General features: G+C 64.9%; 16 protein-coding genes. 7 read left to right on the top strand and 9 right to left on the bottom strand.

Going from position 1 to position 18,292, the window contains the following annotated elements:
* Positions 1 to 4: 4 nt before the first annotated feature.
* Genes ACZ48C_RS18085 through ACZ48C_RS18065 form a run of 5 tightly spaced genes read left to right on the top strand, consistent with a single transcriptional unit; the run spans position 5 to position 3,869 of the window.
* Positions 5 to 862: an ABC transporter substrate-binding protein gene (locus ACZ48C_RS18085; protein ID WP_464783534.1), complete on the top strand. Its 858-nt coding sequence runs from the start codon at positions 5 to 7 to the stop codon at positions 860 to 862.
* Positions 863 to 884: 22 nt separating this feature from the next.
* Positions 885 to 1,670, top strand: a complete 786-nt coding sequence (locus ACZ48C_RS18080) for a GntR family transcriptional regulator (RefSeq protein ID WP_464783533.1) — start codon at positions 885 to 887, stop codon at positions 1,668 to 1,670.
* Positions 1,671 to 1,696: 26 nt separating this feature from the next.
* On the top strand, positions 1,697 to 2,437 hold the full coding sequence (locus tag ACZ48C_RS18075) for a BtpA/SgcQ family protein (RefSeq protein WP_464783532.1): 741 nt from the start codon (positions 1,697 to 1,699) through the stop codon (positions 2,435 to 2,437).
* On the top strand, positions 2,434 to 2,937 hold the full coding sequence (locus ACZ48C_RS18070) for an ureidoglycolate lyase (protein WP_464783531.1): 504 nt from the start codon (positions 2,434 to 2,436) through the stop codon (positions 2,935 to 2,937). The genes ACZ48C_RS18075 and ACZ48C_RS18070 overlap by 4 nt, the downstream gene beginning before the upstream one ends.
* A complete protein-coding gene (locus ACZ48C_RS18065) occupies positions 2,934 to 3,869 on the top strand; it encodes a carbohydrate kinase family protein (RefSeq protein WP_464783530.1) in 936 nt (311 codons plus the stop codon). The genes ACZ48C_RS18070 and ACZ48C_RS18065 overlap by 4 nt, the downstream gene beginning before the upstream one ends.
* A gap of 132 nt (positions 3,870 to 4,001) precedes the next feature.
* On the opposite strand, the gene ACZ48C_RS18060 is transcribed toward ACZ48C_RS18065, so the two are convergent.
* The 9 genes from ACZ48C_RS18060 to ACZ48C_RS18020 form a co-directional block, all read right to left on the bottom strand.
* The gene (locus tag ACZ48C_RS18060) at positions 4,002 to 5,627 is read right to left on the bottom strand and encodes a GMC family oxidoreductase (RefSeq protein WP_464783529.1); all 1,626 of its coding nucleotides are present in this window, start codon (positions 5,625 to 5,627) and stop codon (positions 4,002 to 4,004) included.
* The gene (locus ACZ48C_RS18055; protein ID WP_464783528.1) at positions 5,624 to 7,153 is read right to left on the bottom strand and encodes an FGGY-family carbohydrate kinase; all 1,530 of its coding nucleotides are present in this window, start codon (positions 7,151 to 7,153) and stop codon (positions 5,624 to 5,626) included. The genes ACZ48C_RS18060 and ACZ48C_RS18055 overlap by 4 nt, the downstream gene beginning before the upstream one ends.
* A 79-nt stretch (positions 7,154 to 7,232) precedes the next feature.
* Positions 7,233 to 8,075 carry a class I fructose-bisphosphate aldolase gene (locus ACZ48C_RS18050; RefSeq protein ID WP_424547093.1) on the bottom strand — a complete coding sequence of 281 codons (843 nt, stop codon included), beginning with the start codon at positions 8,073 to 8,075 and terminating at the stop codon, positions 7,233 to 7,235.
* Positions 8,048 to 9,796, bottom strand: coding sequence for a glycerol-3-phosphate dehydrogenase/oxidase (locus ACZ48C_RS18045; RefSeq protein WP_464783527.1), 1,749 nt, complete (start codon positions 9,794 to 9,796; stop codon positions 8,048 to 8,050). Before ACZ48C_RS18045 ends, ACZ48C_RS18050 begins: the two co-directional genes overlap by 28 nt.
* 12 nt (positions 9,797 to 9,808) lie before the next feature.
* A complete protein-coding gene (locus ACZ48C_RS18040; RefSeq protein ID WP_464783526.1) occupies positions 9,809 to 10,804 on the bottom strand; it encodes an aldo/keto reductase in 996 nt (331 codons plus the stop codon).
* Positions 10,801 to 11,808 (bottom strand): sugar-binding transcriptional regulator, encoded by a 1,008-nt coding sequence (locus tag ACZ48C_RS18035; RefSeq protein WP_464783525.1) that lies wholly within the window; start codon positions 11,806 to 11,808, stop codon positions 10,801 to 10,803. Before ACZ48C_RS18035 ends, ACZ48C_RS18040 begins: the two co-directional genes overlap by 4 nt.
* 1 nt (position 11,809) lies before the next feature.
* The gene (locus ACZ48C_RS18030) at positions 11,810 to 12,799 is read right to left on the bottom strand and encodes an ABC transporter permease (protein ID WP_464783524.1); all 990 of its coding nucleotides are present in this window, start codon (positions 12,797 to 12,799) and stop codon (positions 11,810 to 11,812) included.
* Positions 12,800 to 12,821: 22 nt separating this feature from the next.
* Positions 12,822 to 14,348: a sugar ABC transporter ATP-binding protein gene (locus ACZ48C_RS18025; protein ID WP_464783523.1), complete on the bottom strand. Its 1,527-nt coding sequence runs from the start codon at positions 14,346 to 14,348 to the stop codon at positions 12,822 to 12,824.
* A 64-nt stretch (positions 14,349 to 14,412) separates the two neighbouring features.
* Complete coding sequence (locus tag ACZ48C_RS18020; protein ID WP_413251198.1) at positions 14,413 to 15,414, bottom strand: substrate-binding domain-containing protein; 1,002 nt, start codon at positions 15,412 to 15,414, stop codon at positions 14,413 to 14,415.
* Between the two features lie 414 nt (positions 15,415 to 15,828).
* On the opposite strand from ACZ48C_RS18020, the gene ACZ48C_RS18015 reads away from it, so the two are divergent.
* On the top strand, positions 15,829 to 16,689 hold the full coding sequence (locus ACZ48C_RS18015) for an ABC transporter substrate-binding protein (RefSeq protein WP_464783522.1): 861 nt from the start codon (positions 15,829 to 15,831) through the stop codon (positions 16,687 to 16,689).
* Between the two features lie 73 nt (positions 16,690 to 16,762).
* Positions 16,763 to 18,286 carry an amino acid ABC transporter permease/ATP-binding protein gene (locus ACZ48C_RS18010; protein ID WP_464783521.1) on the top strand — a complete coding sequence of 508 codons (1,524 nt, stop codon included), beginning with the start codon at positions 16,763 to 16,765 and terminating at the stop codon, positions 18,284 to 18,286.
* The last annotated feature ends 6 nt before the right edge of the window (positions 18,287 to 18,292 follow it).

The raw sequence follows: 18,292 nt of genomic DNA, 5'->3' as shown, positions 1-18,292 counted from the left end.
GGACATGAAGACGATACTGCCGATGGTTCTGGGGCTCGCTTCCGCCACCTTCATCAGCCTTGCCGGCGCCGCACAGGCGGCCGGCGACGAAAAGCTTGCCGCCGCCCTGCCGGAGGCCGTGCGCACCGCCGGCAAGCTGAACTTCACGATCAGCCTTGCCTACCCGCCGATGGAATACAACGACGCCGGCTCGACGGAGCTGAAGGGCTTCGACATCGACCTTGCCAAGGCGATCGCCGAGCGCCTCGGCCTGACGGCGGAATTCCAGAACGTCGAGTTTCCGCAGTTGATCCCGCAGGTCGTCACCGGTCGCTCCGACATGATCATCACGGCTTTCTCCGACAAGGTCGAGCGCCAGACGCAGCTTGATTTCATCGACTACTTCAAGACCGGCAACGTCTTCTACTCGAGCATCGACCATCAGGACGAGATCAAGACCGAGGCCGACCTCTGCGGCAAGACGGTCGCCGTCGCGACCGGAACGAGCTGGGTCACCTGGGCCGAAGAGCTCGGCAAGTCGATCTGCCCGGCCGACAAGCTGATCACCGTCATCCAGATCCCGACCCAGGCCGAGCACATCATGCAGATCCGCCAGGGTCGCGCCCAGGCCTCCGTCATCGGCCTCGAAGGCCTGCTCGACCTGATGAAGCAGGAGCCGGGCAAGTTCTACCAGATCGGCGAGGTCGGCGACGTCAACCACTACGGCATCGCCTTCGCCAAGGCCAATGGCGAGCTGCGCGACGCCGTGCACGCCACGCTCGATGCGCTCAAGGCAGACGGCACTTATGCACAGATCCTCGACCGCTACGGCTTGAAAGAAGCGGGCGTCGAAGAGTTCAAGATAAACGGAGCCACCAAGTAACGGAACTGCACCGGAGCCTGCCTTGACCCACCCTTCCACGCCAGATGCCAACGTTGCGGGCGAAAACCCGGATGACCGGCTGTCGCGCTTTCGTCTCGATCCCTATTCGAGCGAACAGCTTTACCGCCAGCTCTACCGGGCGCTGCGCGCCGCGATCCTCAGCGGAGACTTTTCCGAAGGCGAAGCCATTCCCTCGGAAAACCAGATGCGCGACCAGTTCGGCATCGCCCGCACGACGGTTCGAAACGCCATGGCGCTTCTGGTGTCGGAAGGCCTGGTCCAGCAGGTGCGCGGGCGGGGTACGATCGTCTCGCACAGGCCGATCAGCCACAATATCTGGAACTTCGGCAGCTTTACCGAGCTTGCCCGCCGGCAGGGCCAGCGCCCGGTGACCCGCGTGCTCGACCATCGGGTGGAAGACGGCGAGCTCATCCTCGTGCGCGCCCGCGGGCTCGCCAATGACGAGACGGTCAGCTGGCTGAACGTCGATACGTCCCGGCTCGATCTTGCCCTCTATCCGGGCATCGAGACCTATGATTTCGCCGCGCAATCGCTCTACGAGGTGTTGCGCCGCGACTATGACCGCCATCCCCTGCGCTCGGAACTGCTGCTCACCGTCGTGCCGCCGTCCGATCGCCTGCGGGAGGTCTTCGGCCCGGCAGCGCCCCAGGTGCCGGGCTACCTTTGCGCCAGCGGAGACGTACTGGACGCCAACGACCGTTTGGTCGAGCGCACGTCGATCGTCTACTCGCCGGCCGTCCAGATGAAATTCGCAACGCGCTGGGGGCGCGATACCGCGCCGGCCTGAGGGCGGCGCGACGCAGGAGAAATGACATGAGCCGTCTCAGCGAGACCTTCGCCACCGTGAAGCCCATCCTCGGCATGCTGCATCTTGCCGGTGAAGACCCCGCCGCAAAACTCGCCCAGGCCGAGGAAGAGGCCCGCATCATGGCCGGCGAAGGTGTCGACGGGCTGGTGGTGGAAAACTATTTCGGCGATGCCGACGATGTCGAGCGTGTGCTCGACCGGCTGAGCGGCCTCGGCCTCGGCGCGAAGATCGGCGTCAACGTCCTGCGTGATGACACACGCGCGTTTGCGCTGGCCAGGCAATATCCCGTTTCCTTCATTCAGGTCGATTCCGTCGCCGGTCACCTGTCACCGCAAGACGACGCCGCCTTCTCCGCCGATTTCGCCGCCCGGCGGGCGAGCGTTTCCGCGCTTTTGCTCGGCGGGGTGCGGTTCAAGTACCAGCCGGTTCTTTCCGGCCGGCCGGAGGAAGAGGACGTGCGCCTCGGCGCTCAGCGCTGCGACGGCCTGGTGGTGACATCGGATGCCACCGGCCAGCCGACCGACATGGACAAGGTCGCCCGTTTCCGCGCCGCGGCCGGCGGGACCGTCCCACTTCTCATCGGCGCCGGTCTTACCGAAACGAACGCGGTCGAACAGCTCGCGCATGCCGATGGCGCGATCGTCGGAAGCTGGTTCAAGCACGACCACAAGGATACGGGCCGCGTGGATGCGTCCCACGTCGCCCGCCTGATGCGCGCCGTTCGCCTCGCAAGGAGCGCTGCATGACCCCCGTTGTCGCACGGCCCGTGACGGCCAAAAATTTCGCCCGCTACGGCAGGGTCTACGATCTTGCGGGCGATACCGATCCCAACGTCACCTGGACGAAGGGCGACGGCTGGAACGACGGCTTTACCCGCATCCCGCTGATCGATGGTTCGGGCCATCTCGGCATGACGCGCGGCGGCAGCGCGCCATGGCCGTGCACCGCCATGGAACGGCACCCGCAGACCGAGGAGGCGCTTTTCTGCGCGGCCGAACCGATCGTGCTTGCCGTGGCTCCCGCCTCCGAGGACGATGCACCGCATCGCGACGAAATCGAGGCCTTCGTCATCGCGCCCGGACAGGTGGTGGTGATGCACCGGAACGTCTGGCACGATGCCTGCCGGGGCGCTACGCGCGCCACGCCCTATTACTGGATGGCAATCTGCGGCCTCGGGGAAAGCCCGTGGGTTCCGGTCAAGGGCGGACCGCGCCGGATCCAGATGAATGACGAGCCCTCAGCATGACCGCCTTCTTCATCGGAGACGTGGCGCTCGACGAATATTACACCGCCGACCGCTGGCCCGGCCGCGCCGACAAGGGCATGGTGCAGGAACTGCCGGCCGAGATCGGGGGCTCCATCGCCAATGCCGCCGTCGTGCATGCCGTACTCGGCGGTGAAACACAGTTCATTTCCCTGCTGAACGACAGCCCGCTGTCGGGGCGGCTCACGGACGACCTCCGGCAGAATGGCGTCGGTATCGAGCACATGCTGGTCGATCCCGCCATCGCGGAATCACGCAACCTGATCTTCCTGATCGACGGCGAGCATGTCGTGCTGACGGTCGAGATGGGCGAGCAGCCGATGTGGCTGGCGCCGGCGACCCTGGCGGCGCTGCGCCGGCCGGGCCTTCTCTATACGACGCTCTACCGCGTGCGCCGGCTGCACAGCCGGATGAGGAACGGCGTGCTCAGGCAGGCGGACCTTCTGTCCGACCTGAGGCGCCACGGCCGCCGCGCCATCTTCGACCTCGATGTCGGCGGCTGCACGCCGGAAGACATGCCCTACCTCACCGGTGCCGCCGTCGTCATCTTCAACCAGGTCGGCTTCCGCGCCGCCTTCGGCCACGACGACATGGCCCGCATCGGCGGGTGGATTCGCGACCACGAAATCGGCTGGGTGGTGCGCACGATGGCCGCGGACGGCGCCGAGGCATTCGACGGCGAGACGCGGCTGCAGGCCGCCGGCTATCCCGTGAACGTGGTCGACGTGACCGGCGCCGGAGACACCTTCGGCGGTGCATTGACCTGGTGCCTGGGAGAGGGCCGGTCCTTCGCCGAAGCGCTGGACTTTTCCATCGCGGCCGCTTCCCGCTCCGTTACGATCCACGGCCCGCGCGGCGGCAAAGCCACCCCCGGCGAGGTGCTTGCCTGGCGCAAGGAAGAACACGATCGCTAAAGCACGAGGATTGAAGCGCATGGTGTCTCCCACCCCCATGCCGAGTTGATCCCTGGCAGCACTCTGCGATGGCACGTTGACCATTGGCACAGCGCGAAGCTTGAACAGCCCGGCGGAAGAAACATCGTCCATCTATTGCGTGCTCAGCACCATCTCCGCCGCCTTTTCCGCAATCATGATCACCGGCGAGTTGGTGTTGCCCGAAACGATGGTCGGCATGATGGAGGCGTCGACGACGCGCAGCCCGTCGAGACCGTGCACCCGCAGCCTGGCATCCACCACCGCCATCGGATCGTCGCCCATCCGGCAGGTGCCGACGGGATGGAAGATGGTCGTCGCGATGTCGCCGGCGCGCCGGATGAGCTCGTCGTCGCTCTGGTATTCCTTACCCGGCAGCATTTCCTGCGGCCGGAAGCGAGTGATCGCCCGGGTTTCCATGAGGCTTCGCGCATGGCGGATGGATCTGGCCGCCAGCAGACGGTCGCCCGGCGTCGACAGGTAATTCGGCCGGATTTCCGGGGCGAGCGCCGCATCGTCCGCCGTCACATGCACCGTGCCGCGGCTTTCCGGCCGGAGATTGCAGACGGAGACCGTCACGGCCGGATAGCGATGCAGCGGCTCGCCGAGCCGGTCGGTGCTGAGCGGCTGGACATGATACTCGAGGTCCGCCGTGGCGACTGCCGGGTCGCTTCGCGCGAAGATGCCGAGCTGGCTCGGCGCCATGGAGAGCGGGCCGGAGCGGCGGAACGCATATTCCAGACCCATGCCCGCGCGGCTCAGGAGGTTGTGATAGAGTTGGTTCAGCGTCCTTGCGCCTTCGATACGGAACACCGTGCGGATCTGGAGATGGTCCTGCAGGTTCTCGCCGACGCCGGCAAGCGCATGGCGCAGCGGAATGCCGAGCGCGGAGAGCAGGTCCGGCCGGCCGATGCCCGACAGTTCGAGGAGCTTTGGCGAATTGATCGCGCCCGCCGACAGTATGACCTCTCGGGAGGCGCGCGCGACGGCGGGCCGGCCGTTCAGCCGGAAGCGCACGCCGGTCGCCCGTTTGCCGTCGAATTCCAGGCGTTGCGTCTCCGCGCCTGTGAGCACGCGCAGGTTCGGGCGCTTCATCGCCGGGCGCAGGAACGCCTTGGTCGTGTTCCACCGCAGACCGCCGCGCTGGTTGACCTCGAAATAGCCTGAGCCCTCGTTGTCCCCGCCGTTGAAATCGTCGGTCTTCGGGATGCCGAGTTCCTCGGCAGCGTCGCGGAAGGCGTCGAGGATGGGCCAGGAAAGGCGCTGACGCTCGACGCGCCACTCGCCGCCCGCGCCGTGGACGGCGGACGAGCCGCGATAATTGTCCTCCGACTTCAGGAAATAGGGCAGCACATCATCCCAGCCCCAGCCGGCATTGCCCGCCTGCCGCCAGCCGTCATAGTCCGCCGCCTGCCCGCGCATGTAGATCATGCCGTTGATCGAGGAGCAGCCGCCCAGCACCTTGCCGCGCGGATAGTTGAGCGCGCGGCCGTTGAGCCCGGCCTCCGCCGCCGTCTTCATCATCCAGTCCGTGCGCGGATTGCCCATGCAGTAGAGATAGCCGATCGGCACATGAACCCAGTGGTAGCGGTCCGACCCGCCCGCCTCGAGCAGCAGGACGCGGTTCCCGGGGTCGGCGGAGAGCCGGTTCGCCAGAACGCAGCCGGCCGAACCGGCACCGACCACGATGAAATCGTAGCTGCCCTCATCGACCGGCGTTTCATTGACAGAATGGTTCACGCCGCAACTCCCGTTGCCATTTTTTCCGAAGCCGCCAGCCGCCGCCAGAGCGGCGTCATCGCCTCGGCGATATCCGTGTAAAGCGCGTAGCGCCTCGCATAGTGCGCGGCAAGGTCGACATTCGGCCTGTAGTGCCGCTCTGTCCGCACCATGGCCTCGGCCCCCGCCGCGAAATCGTCAAAGAGGCCGACGCCCGTGCCGGCCGCGATCGCCGCACCAAGGGCGCCCGTCTCCCGCGAGGTGGCAACCGAGACCGGTACGCCGAGCACATCCGCAAAAATCTGCGGCCAAAGCTTGCTGCGCGAACCGCCGCCCGACAAGACCGCCTCTTCGAACGTCGCGCCCGCCTTTCGGATCGTCTCGACATGCTGGCGGTGGCCGAAGGCGACGCCCTCCAGCAGGGCGCGGATCAGATGGCCCCTGGTGTGCCAGCCGGCCACGCCGTAGAAACCCGCCCGCGCGTGCCCGTCCTGCTGGGCGCCGTAGAGATAGGGGTGGTAGAGCGGATCGTCCGCCGCAGGCTCCACGGCCGCCGCAAGCGCGCAGCAGGCATCGAAGGGCGAGACGGCGGCATGGTGATCGCCGTCGAAGAACTCCCGCACCAGCCATTCGAGATTGGCCGCCGAGGTCGCGCTGTTTTCCATCGCCATGTAGCGCGTGCGGTCGAAGGTGGAGGACATGAAAACCGGACCCTTCAAATCCGGGCCATCGACGATCACCTGGTTGATGCTCCAGGTGCCGGCGATGATCGAGGCGCTGCCCGTGCGCGAAACGCCGGAGCCGAGCGCCGAGGCGACGACATCGAAGAGCCCGCCAATGACGGGCGTGCCCGCGGCAAGCCCGGTTTCGACCGCAACGGCCTCCGTCACGCGGCCCGCAATGTCGGCGCTCTCGATGAGCGGCGGCAGAAGGTCCATGCAATCGCCGAGGCCATAAGCCTCCATCAGCGTCCTGTCATAGCGGCGCGCCGCCAGATCGAGCAGCCCGGCGCCGGACATGTCCGAGACCTCGCTGACACGCTGGCCCGTCAGGCGGTTCACCACGAAATCCTTGGAGTAGAACACCGTGCCGATTTGCCTGAACACATCGGGCCTGAAACGCTTCAGCCAGGCGAGCAGCGTCGGCGTCTGGGCCGGCCAGGGGCGCTGCCGGGCGATCGGATAGGTGCGGTCGCCCACGCCTTCGGCCAGCCATTCCTCAACCAGGCCGGTCGCGCGCGTATCGATCGACTGGATGCCGATCAGCGGCGCGCCGTCGCGATCGAGCGCATAGAGCCCGTTGCCATGGCCCGCGCAGCCGATCGCGGCGATGTCGCCGGCCGCTATTCCCGCCTTGTCGAGGCAGGTACGGATGACGCGTCTGGCGTTGGCCCAGAGTTCGTCGAGATCGCGTTCGACATGGCCGGGGCACGGCATGCGGCTGTGCCCCTCCTCCCCGGCATGGGCGAGTTCACGCCCTTCGAGGTCGAAGATGACGGCCTTGATGACCGTGTTGCCCGCATCGAGCCCCAGAAGATATTTTTGCATGCAGAACCCCTCCCAGGTTCACTTTAGTCGCGCGATCGCGGGAAATCGCCTCGCGTATTTCCCGCGACCACCCGGCGTCTCATCCCTGCTGGTAAAGTGCGAAGGCCTCCTCGCCGCCCGCATCCGCATGGATGATCGCCATCAGCCCGCGCACCACGGCGCTCGGATTGGCGTGCTGGTAGATGTTGCGGCCATAGACCATGCCCATTGCGCCCTGCCGCATCAAGGCGGCAGATTTCGCAAAGACCGCGGAAAGATCTTCCTTGCCGCCGCCGCGCACCAGAACCGGGCAGCGCGCCGCCTCGACGACGCGATGGAAATCCTCCGCGTTGGTCGTCGGATCGGCCTTGACGATATCGGCGCCCATCTCGCGGGCAAGCCGCGTCAGCGTGACGATCTTGTCGGCATCGCCGTCGACCATGTAGCCGCCGCGCTCGGTGACGGGCTGCATGACGAGCGGCTCGATCATCAGCGGCATGCCATATTTCTCGCAATCGGCCCGGACGCGCGCGATGTTCTGCACGCATTGGCGGAAAAGATCCGGTTCATCCGGCAGCATGAAGAGGTTGACGACCACGCAGGCCGCATCCATCTGCAACGCACCGATCAGCGGCTCGGCCTCGTTTTGCAGCACCGCCCACATGTCGCGATGGCGGATGCGGTTATAGGGGTTGCCCATGTCGATGCGCATGACCAGCGCCGGCTTGTCCCTGCCGGGAATGTCCTGCAGCAGGTCGGCCTGGCCGTAATTCATCTGGATCGCATCCGGCCCGGCATCGACCAGCGCCTTCACCACGGCCGGAACATCCTCCAGCCCGTCGAGGAAGGACGGCTCGTTGCACACGCCATGGTCGATCGCCACGTCCAGGCAACGGCCTTTGCCGAACAGCCGGTTCATCCGGACTTTGCGGTTGTCTCGCATAATTCACTCCTGTGTTCATTCCGTACGGAAAGGGTTTGTTCGGTAACGCCGTGGCGTTCACGCATGAAATCCAGAAAACGGCCGCGCTCTTCGGCCGTCCGTTGCGCGGACCAGCCCTTTTCGGCGGCGAGCAACTCAAGCACGGCCTCCGCCATGGCGAGCGAAAGATCGCCCGAGACCGCCAGCGTCGTGCGGCGCAGCAGCAGATCGTCCAGATGCTCGACCGCCTCGGCACGGATGAGATATTGCAGCTCCCGTGCGCTGTAGAGAGCATGCGGCAGCGCGTGATCCGGTTTCGCCGCGATGAAACGGGCGACGTTCTCGGCCTCCGTACCGTAGCGACCGAAGAGAACCGTGACACGCGCGACGGAAAGACCGGTCGACGCGGCGAGGTCGCGGATCCAGGTCCCGGGATCTTTGGGGAAGACGCGGCCGCCGCCGATCGCCCGTTCAGCGGTATCGATACGGCGCGTCACGCCCAGATGTTTGAGCGCCATGTCGGCGGCGAGCTCCCCGAAGGAGCGAAAGGTCGTCCACTTCCCGCCGATCATGCAGAGCACCGGCGGCCCGCCATTCTGGCCATCCAGCACGGTGCAGAAATGGTCGCGCGGGATGCGGCCGGTAAAACTGTCCTTGCTCGCTGGCAGCGGACGCACGCCGGCAAACTGGAAGACGATCTCCTCCGGCCGGATCGTGACGCCCGGCAGCACGAAGGCGAGCGATTGCAGGATGTAGTCGCGCTCGTCCGCCTCGCAGCGCACCGTGCCGGGATCGTCGACGCGGATATCCGTTGAACCGACCAGCACCTTGCCGAGATAGGGAAACAGGATGCAGATGCGCCCATCCTCGTTCTCGTAATAGATCATGTGGCCGTCGAGCATGTCGCGGAGTGACGGGTTGTCGATGATGAGATGCGAGCCCTTGGTGCCGCCCATCAGCGGCGCCGGCCGTGCCTCGCCTGAAAACAGCGTGGCATTCGCGATGTCGATCCAGCCGCCCGTCGCATTGACGATCAGTCGCGGCTCGAGGGGCAGCGCCTCGCCGGACAGACCGTCGCGCAGGACGAAGCGACCGGCGCCGGCTTCCTCGATCGTCGCATAGTTCAGCGCTCCGGCATTCGCGCCGGTGGACAGGCCGTCGCGCAGAAGCTCGATGCCGATGCGCTCGGGATGGCTGACCCAGGCGTCGTAATAGGTCGCGGAATTGCGGATCGACGAATTGAGCGCCGGCCATTTCGAGAGCGTCGCCCTGCGGCTGCGGAATTCGTGTTTCGGCATCAGGGCGCGCCTGCGCGTCAGAAAGTCGTAGATGCCGAGCCCCGCCTTGATGGCGATGGCGCCGCGGCGACTGGGGCGGCGGGTAAGGCCGAGGAAGCGCACCACGCCATTGGCAAGGCCGGAAAAGGTGTCGAAGATCGGCACCGTGGTCGGCAAGGGCGCAACATAATGCGGGGCGTTGCGCAGCAGCCGGTCGCGCTCGACGAGCGATTCCTTGACCAGGCTGAACTCGCCGTTCTCGAGATAACGCAGGCCGCCATGAACCATGCGCGAGAGCGCCGCACTCGCGCCGGAGCAATAATCCGCCTTTTCGACGAGCAGCACGTTGACGCCCTGCAGCGCCAGCTCGCGGAAGACGCTGAGCCCGTTGATGCCGCCGCCGAGGACGCACACGTCCACCTTCGGGCTCCGGCGGAGCCCGTTCAATGTCTCTGTCCGGTTCATGATGGCAGTCCGTTATCCGTCCATATCGGCCAGTTTTGCCGCTATACCGGCGTCGATGGCCGCAAGATCGTCCTGATCGAGCCGGAGCGTTCCGGCCCGTGCATTGTCGAGCGCCTGCGTCGGGTTTCGGGCGCCGCAGAGCGCAAAGGTCACGCCGGGCTGCGCCAGCGTCCAGGCGATCACCACCTGCGCGATGCTGGCGCCGTGCCGTTCCGCGACCGGGCGGATAGCATCGGAGAAATCCCTGGCCTTCTGCCTGTTCGCAACGGAGAAACGCGGATTGTCCTTGCGCTGGTCGTCGCCGGCAAAGACCCGGTCCGGGCCGATCGTGCCCGAGAGCAGGCCGAGCGCCAGCGAGGAATAGCTGAGCGTCGCCACGTCGTTTTGAAGGGTGAGCGGCAGCAGGTCCGCCTCGATCTCGCGATCGATCATGCTGAACCGCTCCTGGATCGCATCGAGCGACCCGGTCTCAATGTATTTTTCCAGTTCCGGCCGGTTGACGTTGCTGGCGCCGATTGCCCGGATCTTTCCGGCTTTCTTCAAATCTTCCAGCGCCGAGACAGTCTCCTCGACGGGCGTCGTCGGATCCTGCCAATGGGTGATGTAAAGGTCGATATAGTCGGTGCCGAGCCGGCGCAGGCTTTCCTCGACCTCATGGATTATCCCGTCGCGGCCGAGATAACGATGAACCGGCCTGCCGTCCTGATCGAAGAAATGCCTGCCCTTCCCCGTATGCCAGACGAGGCCGCATTTCGTGGCGATGACGGCCTTGTCCCGGTGGCCGGCGATGGCCTTGCCGACGATCTCTTCCGAGCGGCCGAGACCGTAGGCCGGGGCTGTATCGATCAGCGTCACGCCGGCATCGAGCGAGGCCTGGATCGCGGCGATGGATTCGGCCTCGTCCGTGCCGCCCCACATCCATCCGCCAATGGCCCAGGTGCCGAGGCCGACGGCCGAGGCCCTGACGCCGGAGCGTCCGATTTCACGGTTCAACTGTTCGCCGCTCATGCGGAAAGTCCTTCTTCGGATGCGAGGTCGAGAATGCGCGCGCCGGTCGCTTCGTCCGTGACGAGCGTGTCGAGATGGCCGCCGCGCAGTACGGAGAGGATGGAGCCGGCCTTGTTGAGGCCGCTCGCCACCCCGATCTTCGTCGGGATCGAGGCGAATTCCGTCAGCGTCAGTGAAACGAGCGCGCGGTTGAGGGCGTAGTCGCAAACCCGCCCCTCGCCGTCGAGCAGATGGGCGAGCAGCTCTGCGCTCGCACCGGACTGTTCGATGGCATTGCGGTCCTCGCTGGAGGAGGGATGCAGGTCGTAATAGGTCGAATCCTGGCTGAGGATCGAGCCGATGCCGACCAACGCCACCTTGGCCTCGCGCGCCCGCTGAAAGACATCGGCGACGGAGCGCATGTTGATCAGCATCGCGCGCTGCGCGGCGTCGTCGGCAAAGAGCGGCGCGTGGATCTGCCAGGAGCGGCCGCCCAACCGGTCGGCCATCAGCGTCGAGACGTGGTTGACGTCGGTATAGTGTTTTCCCTGCACGCAGCCGGTCGCCGGGATGACCTCGACATCGTAACGGCGCGCGGCCTGCAGTCCGGCGACGACGGCGCCGACACCCTTGCCGCCGGTGATGCAGATCGTATCGCCATCGGCGATCTCCTCCAGAAGCAGCCGCGCCGCCGCCTCTCCCACCGCGAGCAGCGCGGTCTGCGGATTGTCCGAAACGGTCGGCACCACCACGGCGCGGCTGATGCCGCCGAGCGCCAGAAGCCGCTCCTCCATGTCCACCAGCGGCTCGACCGGCGACTTGATCTTGATCTCGACGAGGCCGAGCTGGCGGCCGCGCTTGATGAGGCGGTTGACGGTGGCATGCGAGATGCCGAGCTGATCGGCGATCTGCGCTTGCGTCAAGCCTTCCAGGAAGTGCAGGACGAGCGCCTGATGCATCTGGCGGGCGATGACGATTTCCTCGCGCGGGGCGGTCGTCTTGGGTTTCAGTTTGGCGATCGACATATCAGCTGGCCTTCCGCTTGTGCATGAAATGATCGATGGAGACTGCGGCGAGCAGAATGCAGCCCTTGATCATGTCCTGCCAATAGACCGATACGTTGAGCAGGATGAGCGACGAGGTGACGAGCGAGAGCAGGGCCATGCCGAGGATGGCTCCGAGGACCGTGCCCGAGCCGCCGCTGAGCGAGGCCCCGCCGATGACGGCGGCTGCGATGATGTTCAGCTCCATGCCCGCGCCGAAGGTGGGTGTGGCGGCGCCGAAGCGGGACATGTAGATCACGCCGGCCACGCCTGCGAGGGTCGAGCACAGCACCGTCACCCAGAACTTCACCTGATTGGTCTTGATGCCGGAATAGAGCGCGGCCTTCTCGTTGCTGCCGGTGTAGAACACCTTGCGGAACGCGGTCGCCCGGCGCAGCAGGAAATCGAACAGGATGACGATGGCGACGAAGATCAGGATGACATAGGGCACGCCGTAGAAGGTGCCCTGCCCGACTTCCTTGAAGGCTGCCGGCAGCGTGAAGAGCGACAGCGGCGTGCCCTTGGTGATGATGAGGCAGAGACCGCGCACGATCACCATGGCCGCGAGCGACGTGATGAAGTGGTTGAGCCCGACGACCGTGACGAAGAAGCCCATGGCGCCGCCGATGGCGCTCGAGGCGGCAATGCCGATCAGCGAGGCGGTCCACGGGTCGAGTCCGGCAAGGAAGAGCGAACCCGACAGCACCATCGCAAAGCAGACGACGGATCCGACGGCCAGGTCGATGCCGCCGACGATGAGCAGGATCGTCATGCCGACGACGACGATGCCTTCGACCGAGAAGCTCATCAGCATGGCGCGAAAATTGCCGAGCGTCAGGAAATGCGGCGAGGCGAAGCTCATGGTCACGCCGAGCGTCAGGATGATCGCGATCAGCCCGGCCTCGCGCATCGAACCGATGCGCCTGAAGGACGATGTTTTCGGCGCTGCACCCGCCATCGTGTCGATTGCCATTTCCCGCTCTCCCAGTTTCTTCTCACGCGGCATGATCTGCCACCCGCGCCGCGCCGAGCCCCGAGGCAAGACGGATCACGGCCTCCTCCGACATCTCGTCAGCTCCCAGTTCGCCTGCGATGCGCCCCTCCCGGACGACCAGCACGCGATCGCAAAGACCGAGCAGTTCCGGCATTTCCGAGGAGATGACGACAATGCCGATGCCCGTGCCCGCAAGCTCGCGCAGCAGGCGATGGATTTCGGTCTTGGCGCCGACATCGATGCCGCGCGTCGGCTCGTCCATCAGGATGACCTTCGGCTTCACGGCCAGTTGCTTGGCGATCGCCACCTTCTGCTGGTTGCCGCCGGACAGCGATTTGACGGGCGCCTCGATACCGCCCATGCGAACGGCGAGCCGCCTTGCGAAATCCTCGGCCAGAGCCGCTTCGGCACGGCCATCGAGCAGGCCGGCGGCATTGGTCAGCGATTTCAGGTCCAGCACGGAAATGTTCTGCGCGATGGACATATCGAGGAAGACGCCGGAACCCTTCCGGTCTTCTGACAGGTAGACGATGCCCGCCTTCACCGCATCGGAATAGGTGGCGATCTTCTGTACGGCGCCATGCAGCCGCACCATGCCTTCGGCACGGGACCGCAGACCGCAGATACTCTCGGCGATCTCCGTTCGACCGGAGCCGATCAGGCCGCCTATGCCGAGGATCTCGCCCTTGCGTAAATTGAAGCTGACATTCTGGAAGCGGGAGCCGTCGCCGATGCCGTCCACCTCGAGAATCGTTTCGGCCGTCTTCTCGTCCGGCCGCAGCTTGTCGGGATAAAGCTGAGTGATCTCGCGGCCCACCATGCGGCGCACCACGTCGTCGGGAGTCACGTCCGAAATACGGTCCGTGCAGACATAGCGGCCGTCGCGGAAAACGGTCACGCGGTCGCAAAGGCTGAAAATCTCGGCCATGCGGTGGCTGATATAGATGATCGATATGCCATTCGCCTTGAGATCGCGGATGATCGAGAAGAGCTGCTGCGCCTCGGTTTCGGTCAGCGCCGCGGTCGGCTCGTCGAGGATCAGCACACGGCAGTCGAGCGTCAGCGCCTTGGCGATCTCGACGAGCTGCTGGCTGGAAATCGGCAGATCGGCGACCTTGCGGCGAACGTCGATGGCGGCGAGACGGTTCATCACGGCCTGCGCATCGCGCTCCAGCGCGCGGTAATTCATGAGTGGCGAGCGGCGGCGGTTCGTGGCCGCCATGAACATGTTTTCGGCAACCGTCGCATCCGGGCAGAGCGCGATTTCCTGATGTACCAGGCCGATGCCGAGCGACTGCGCGGCGGCGGGGGACGCGATACGCACCGGCTGGCCGTCGACGCGGATTTCGCCCGCGGTCGGCTGCAAGACGCCGGCGATGATGTTCATCAGCGTCGACTTGCCGGCACCGTTCTCGCCGCAGAGCGCATGGACCTCGCCGCGTTCGAGCGTGAAGCCGACATCCGTCAAAGCCTTCACCGCCCCGAAATGCTTGGTCACGCCATGAATGGTGAGCACCGGCTCCGCCATCGTCTTCCTCCCTCTCCCCGAAGCCCATCCGCGCCCCACGGCGCGGATGGCGTCTCTTGGGAGATTACTCCTCGATACCCTTGGTGCCACGGCGCTTCAGGTACTTGTCCCAGTAGAAATCGTCGGCATTTTCGGCCGTAACGATCGACAGGCCGTTGTCGACGACCGGGATGCTCATCGGGTTGAAGCCCGAGCGCTTGGCATCGTTCATCGGGTCGATCAATTCCGGGTGCTTGGCAAGCCACAGCAGCATGAAGCCCATGTAACCCTGCATGCCCTGGTTCGGGTTGATCGAGCCAAAGACTTCGCCGGCCTTGATCATGTCGAGAATATTGGCGTTGACGTCGGCGCACATGACGAGGACCTTGCCGCCGGCTTCCTTGTTGGCCTGCGCCGCACCGATCGCCGAGTTGGCTTCCGGCATGAAGACCGCGCCGAGGTTCGGGTTGGCCTGGATGAGGCTCGACAGGCCCTGATAGGCCTTGGTCGGATCCTGGTTGGAGGCCGCGCGGCCGACCAGCTTCATGTCGGGCCACTTCTCTTCCATGCGGGCGATGAAGGCGGCGATGCGCTTGTCGTGGTTGTCCTGGCCCGGGTTCTCGAGCACCGCATATTCGCCCTTGCCGCCCATCTTCTCGGCGATCGCATCGGCCGCGTAGGTGCCTTCGCGAGTATTGTCCGAGGTGATGAACGAGACGCGCTTGGAGAGCGGCGAGTCTGCGGCGAAGGTCACGACGGCCGTGCCCTGATCGATGGCGCGATTGATCGGTTCGATGAACGGATCGGAGTTCATCGGGTGCACGAGAATGCCAGCCGGGTTCTGCGCCAGCGCCTGGTCGAAGGTGGCGATCTGCTTGTTGACGTCATATTCCGGCGTGCCGGTATATTCCGTCTCGCAGCCGAGCTGCTGGCCCGCCTGCTTGAACATTTCATAGACCGGGAACCAGTATTCGACGCCCGAAACCATGACGTTCATGACGTATTTCTCGCCCGGCTTGCAGCGGAACGGGTTGTCCGTCTCCGCAGATGCCGTGCCGGCAAAAAGCGTTGCCGCAAGGACCGCCATGGCGGTCGAGCCGATAAATTTGCGCAAGTTTCCTCCTCGAGGCCGAAGCCCCTCCCAAAAGCCCGAGGGCGTCCCGAAGACGCCGCAGATCGCGTTGAAACCGAACTTCCTCCTCGAAGTCCGATGAAGGGCAATAGAGGCGAAGATGAAACGCATGTCAATATAATTCATCATCTGAAATATATTTCAAACACTATAGGCGGACCGCACTCATTGCGGGCCGCTGCAGTGCGGTCCTCGCAGAGGACTGCGCCAGCGCGTGCACGCACATCCGCTGTAGCTACCCCCGGACCCATACCTCACGAAAGGAAGGAGGACCGGGGACAGCCTTGGCTCGGCAAATCCCCTCTTGACTCTCACAAATTGATGAACAAAACTGTTCAACAATCTTGTTGAGCAATATGGGAGGTTGATATGCTCGATTCATCGCGAATTCTCTCCGGACTATGCGCTGCCGGCACCGTGGCCGCGTCCCTGCTGCTGGCGTCCGCCACGATGCAGCCCGCGCAGGCCGCACCGCTTCCGACGATCAAGGAGGGAACGCTTTCCGTCGGTTCGGACCTGACCTATCCGCCCTTCGCCTATCTGAAGGACGGCGTGCCGGCGGGCTTCGACGTCGAGTTCATGCAGGCGCTTTCCAAGCGCCTGGAGCTGAGCTCCGAGTTCATCGACACCCGTTTCGCAAGCCTGATCACGGGTATCCGGGCCAACCATTTCGACGTCGTGGCCTCCGCCCTCTACGTCACGCCGGAGCGGCAGAAGATCCTGAACTTCATTCCCTATCTCAAGGCCGGCTCTTCGCTGCTGGTGCTGAAGGACGCGACGTTCCGTCCCACCGGGGAAGCCGAATTGTGCGGCAAGGTCGTCGGCTCGATGCAGGGCGCGTCCTGGCTGCCCAAACTCAAGAAATTCTCGGACGAGCACTGCGCGGCGAACGGCCTCGGCGCCATCGAGACCCGCGAATTCGATACGGACGCCCAGGTCACGCAGGCGCTCCGTTCCCGTTCCATCGATGTCGAGTTCATGGACAATGTCGTGGCGGCCGAACTCCTGAAGAAGTTCCCGAACGACTATGAGGTGACGTCGAAGGATCTCATCTATCCGGTGCTGATCGGTGTCGCCGTCAGCCCGCAGAACAAGGACCTCTACGGCGCCGTCAGCGAAGCCTTCTCGAAGATGCGCCAGGACGGCAGCTATACCGCTCTCGCCGACGCATATGGCATGCCGACGGTGAGCGACGCGGACATCGAGAGCGTCACGTCCACCGCGCAGTAAATCCGTCTTCCAGGCGTATCGAAACGCCGGCCCGCGAGGCCGGCGTCCCCCTCTCATTTTCGAGCAGTTTCCCATGGGTTTCGACTGGCACTATACCGTTGGCCTTCTGGCCGATACCGATTTCTGGCTGGCGTCCTGGACGGTCGTGCAACTGAGTCTGGCGAGCTGGCTCGTCGCGGCCGTCGTCGGCTTCGCCCTCGCTCTTGCCAAGAGATCCCGGTGGAAGGTGCTGGCCCGCGCGACGCAAACCTATATCTGGTTCTTCAGAAGCCTGCCCCTGCTGGTCCTGCTCATCTTCATCTACAGCATGCCGCAGGTCTTCCCCGCGCTCCGGTCGGTCCTGTCGAATGCCTTCACGGCCGGTTTCATCGCCCTCGTCGTCAGCGAGGCGGCCTATATGGCCGAGATCCATCGAGGCGGGCTCATCGCCATACCGAAAGGCCAGGTCGAGGCCGGCCGCGCGCTCGGGCTCTCCTTTTTCGGGATACAGCGCCTGATCGTCATTCCGCAGGCGATCCGCGTCGCTCTTCCCGCCCTTGCGAACGAGCTCGTGACGATCGTGAAGCTGACCTCGCTCGTCTCGGTCATCTCGCTTGCGGAAATCCTGCTTGTCGGCCAGCGGCTCTACACCCAGAACTTCCTGATCCTCGAGACGCTCACGGCCGTCGCCTTCTATTACATCCTCATCGTCACGATCTTCGATCGCAGCATCACCTTTCTCGAGCGATCGGCTGACGTGAACCGGCTGGGACAGAAGGCCCAGCCGCTCTCGGAAGGGGAAGTCGCGGCGAAGATCGCGCGCTTCACCGCCCGGCCGGCCTCCAGGCGCCAGCCGGCGGACATTCCGGCGCTGGAGGCGAAGGGCGTCCACAAGGCCTTCGGCGACCTGCAGGTTCTCAAGGGCGTCGACCTGACGGTTCAGCCGGGCGAGGTGATCTCGATCATCGGTCGCTCCGGTTCCGGCAAGACCACCTTCATCCGGACCTTGAACGGACTGGAGCATATGGATAGCGGCTCGGTGCGCCTGCATGGCGAACCCTTCATCTCCGCCGGGGCGTCCGCGTCGGGTGCCCACCTGTTCAAGGAGGATTTCCGGCTGATCCGCGATGTCGGCATGGTCTTCCAGAGCTTCAACCTGTTCAACCACCGCACCATCCTCGACAATGTCCTGCTCGCCCCGCTCTACCATGGTCTCGGCACGCGCGCGGACCTTGAGGCAGAAGCCTTCCACTATCTGGCGAAAGTCGGCATGGCCGCGCATGCCCGCAAATATCCCCACCAGCTTTCGGGCGGCCAGCAGCAGCGCGTCGCCATCGCGCGCGCCCTGATGATGTCGCCGAGCATCATCCTGTTCGACGAGCCTACCTCCGCGCTCGACCCGGAGACCGTGGACGAGGTCCTGGGCGTCATCCGTTCCCTGGCAGGCGATGGCGTCACGATGGTGATCGTCACGCACGAGATGAATTTCGCCTTCGATGTGTCCGATCGCATTTTGTTTATGGAGCAGGGCAAGGTGATCTGCGACGATACGCCCGCGAACATCAAGGCGGGCCTGTATCCTCAGCTCAGGACCTTCTTGAAGAACCTGACAAACTGAGATCCG

The organism is Shinella sp. 1A1, assembly GCF_055379515.1.
This window is presented reverse-complemented; position numbering and strand designations above follow the sequence as displayed.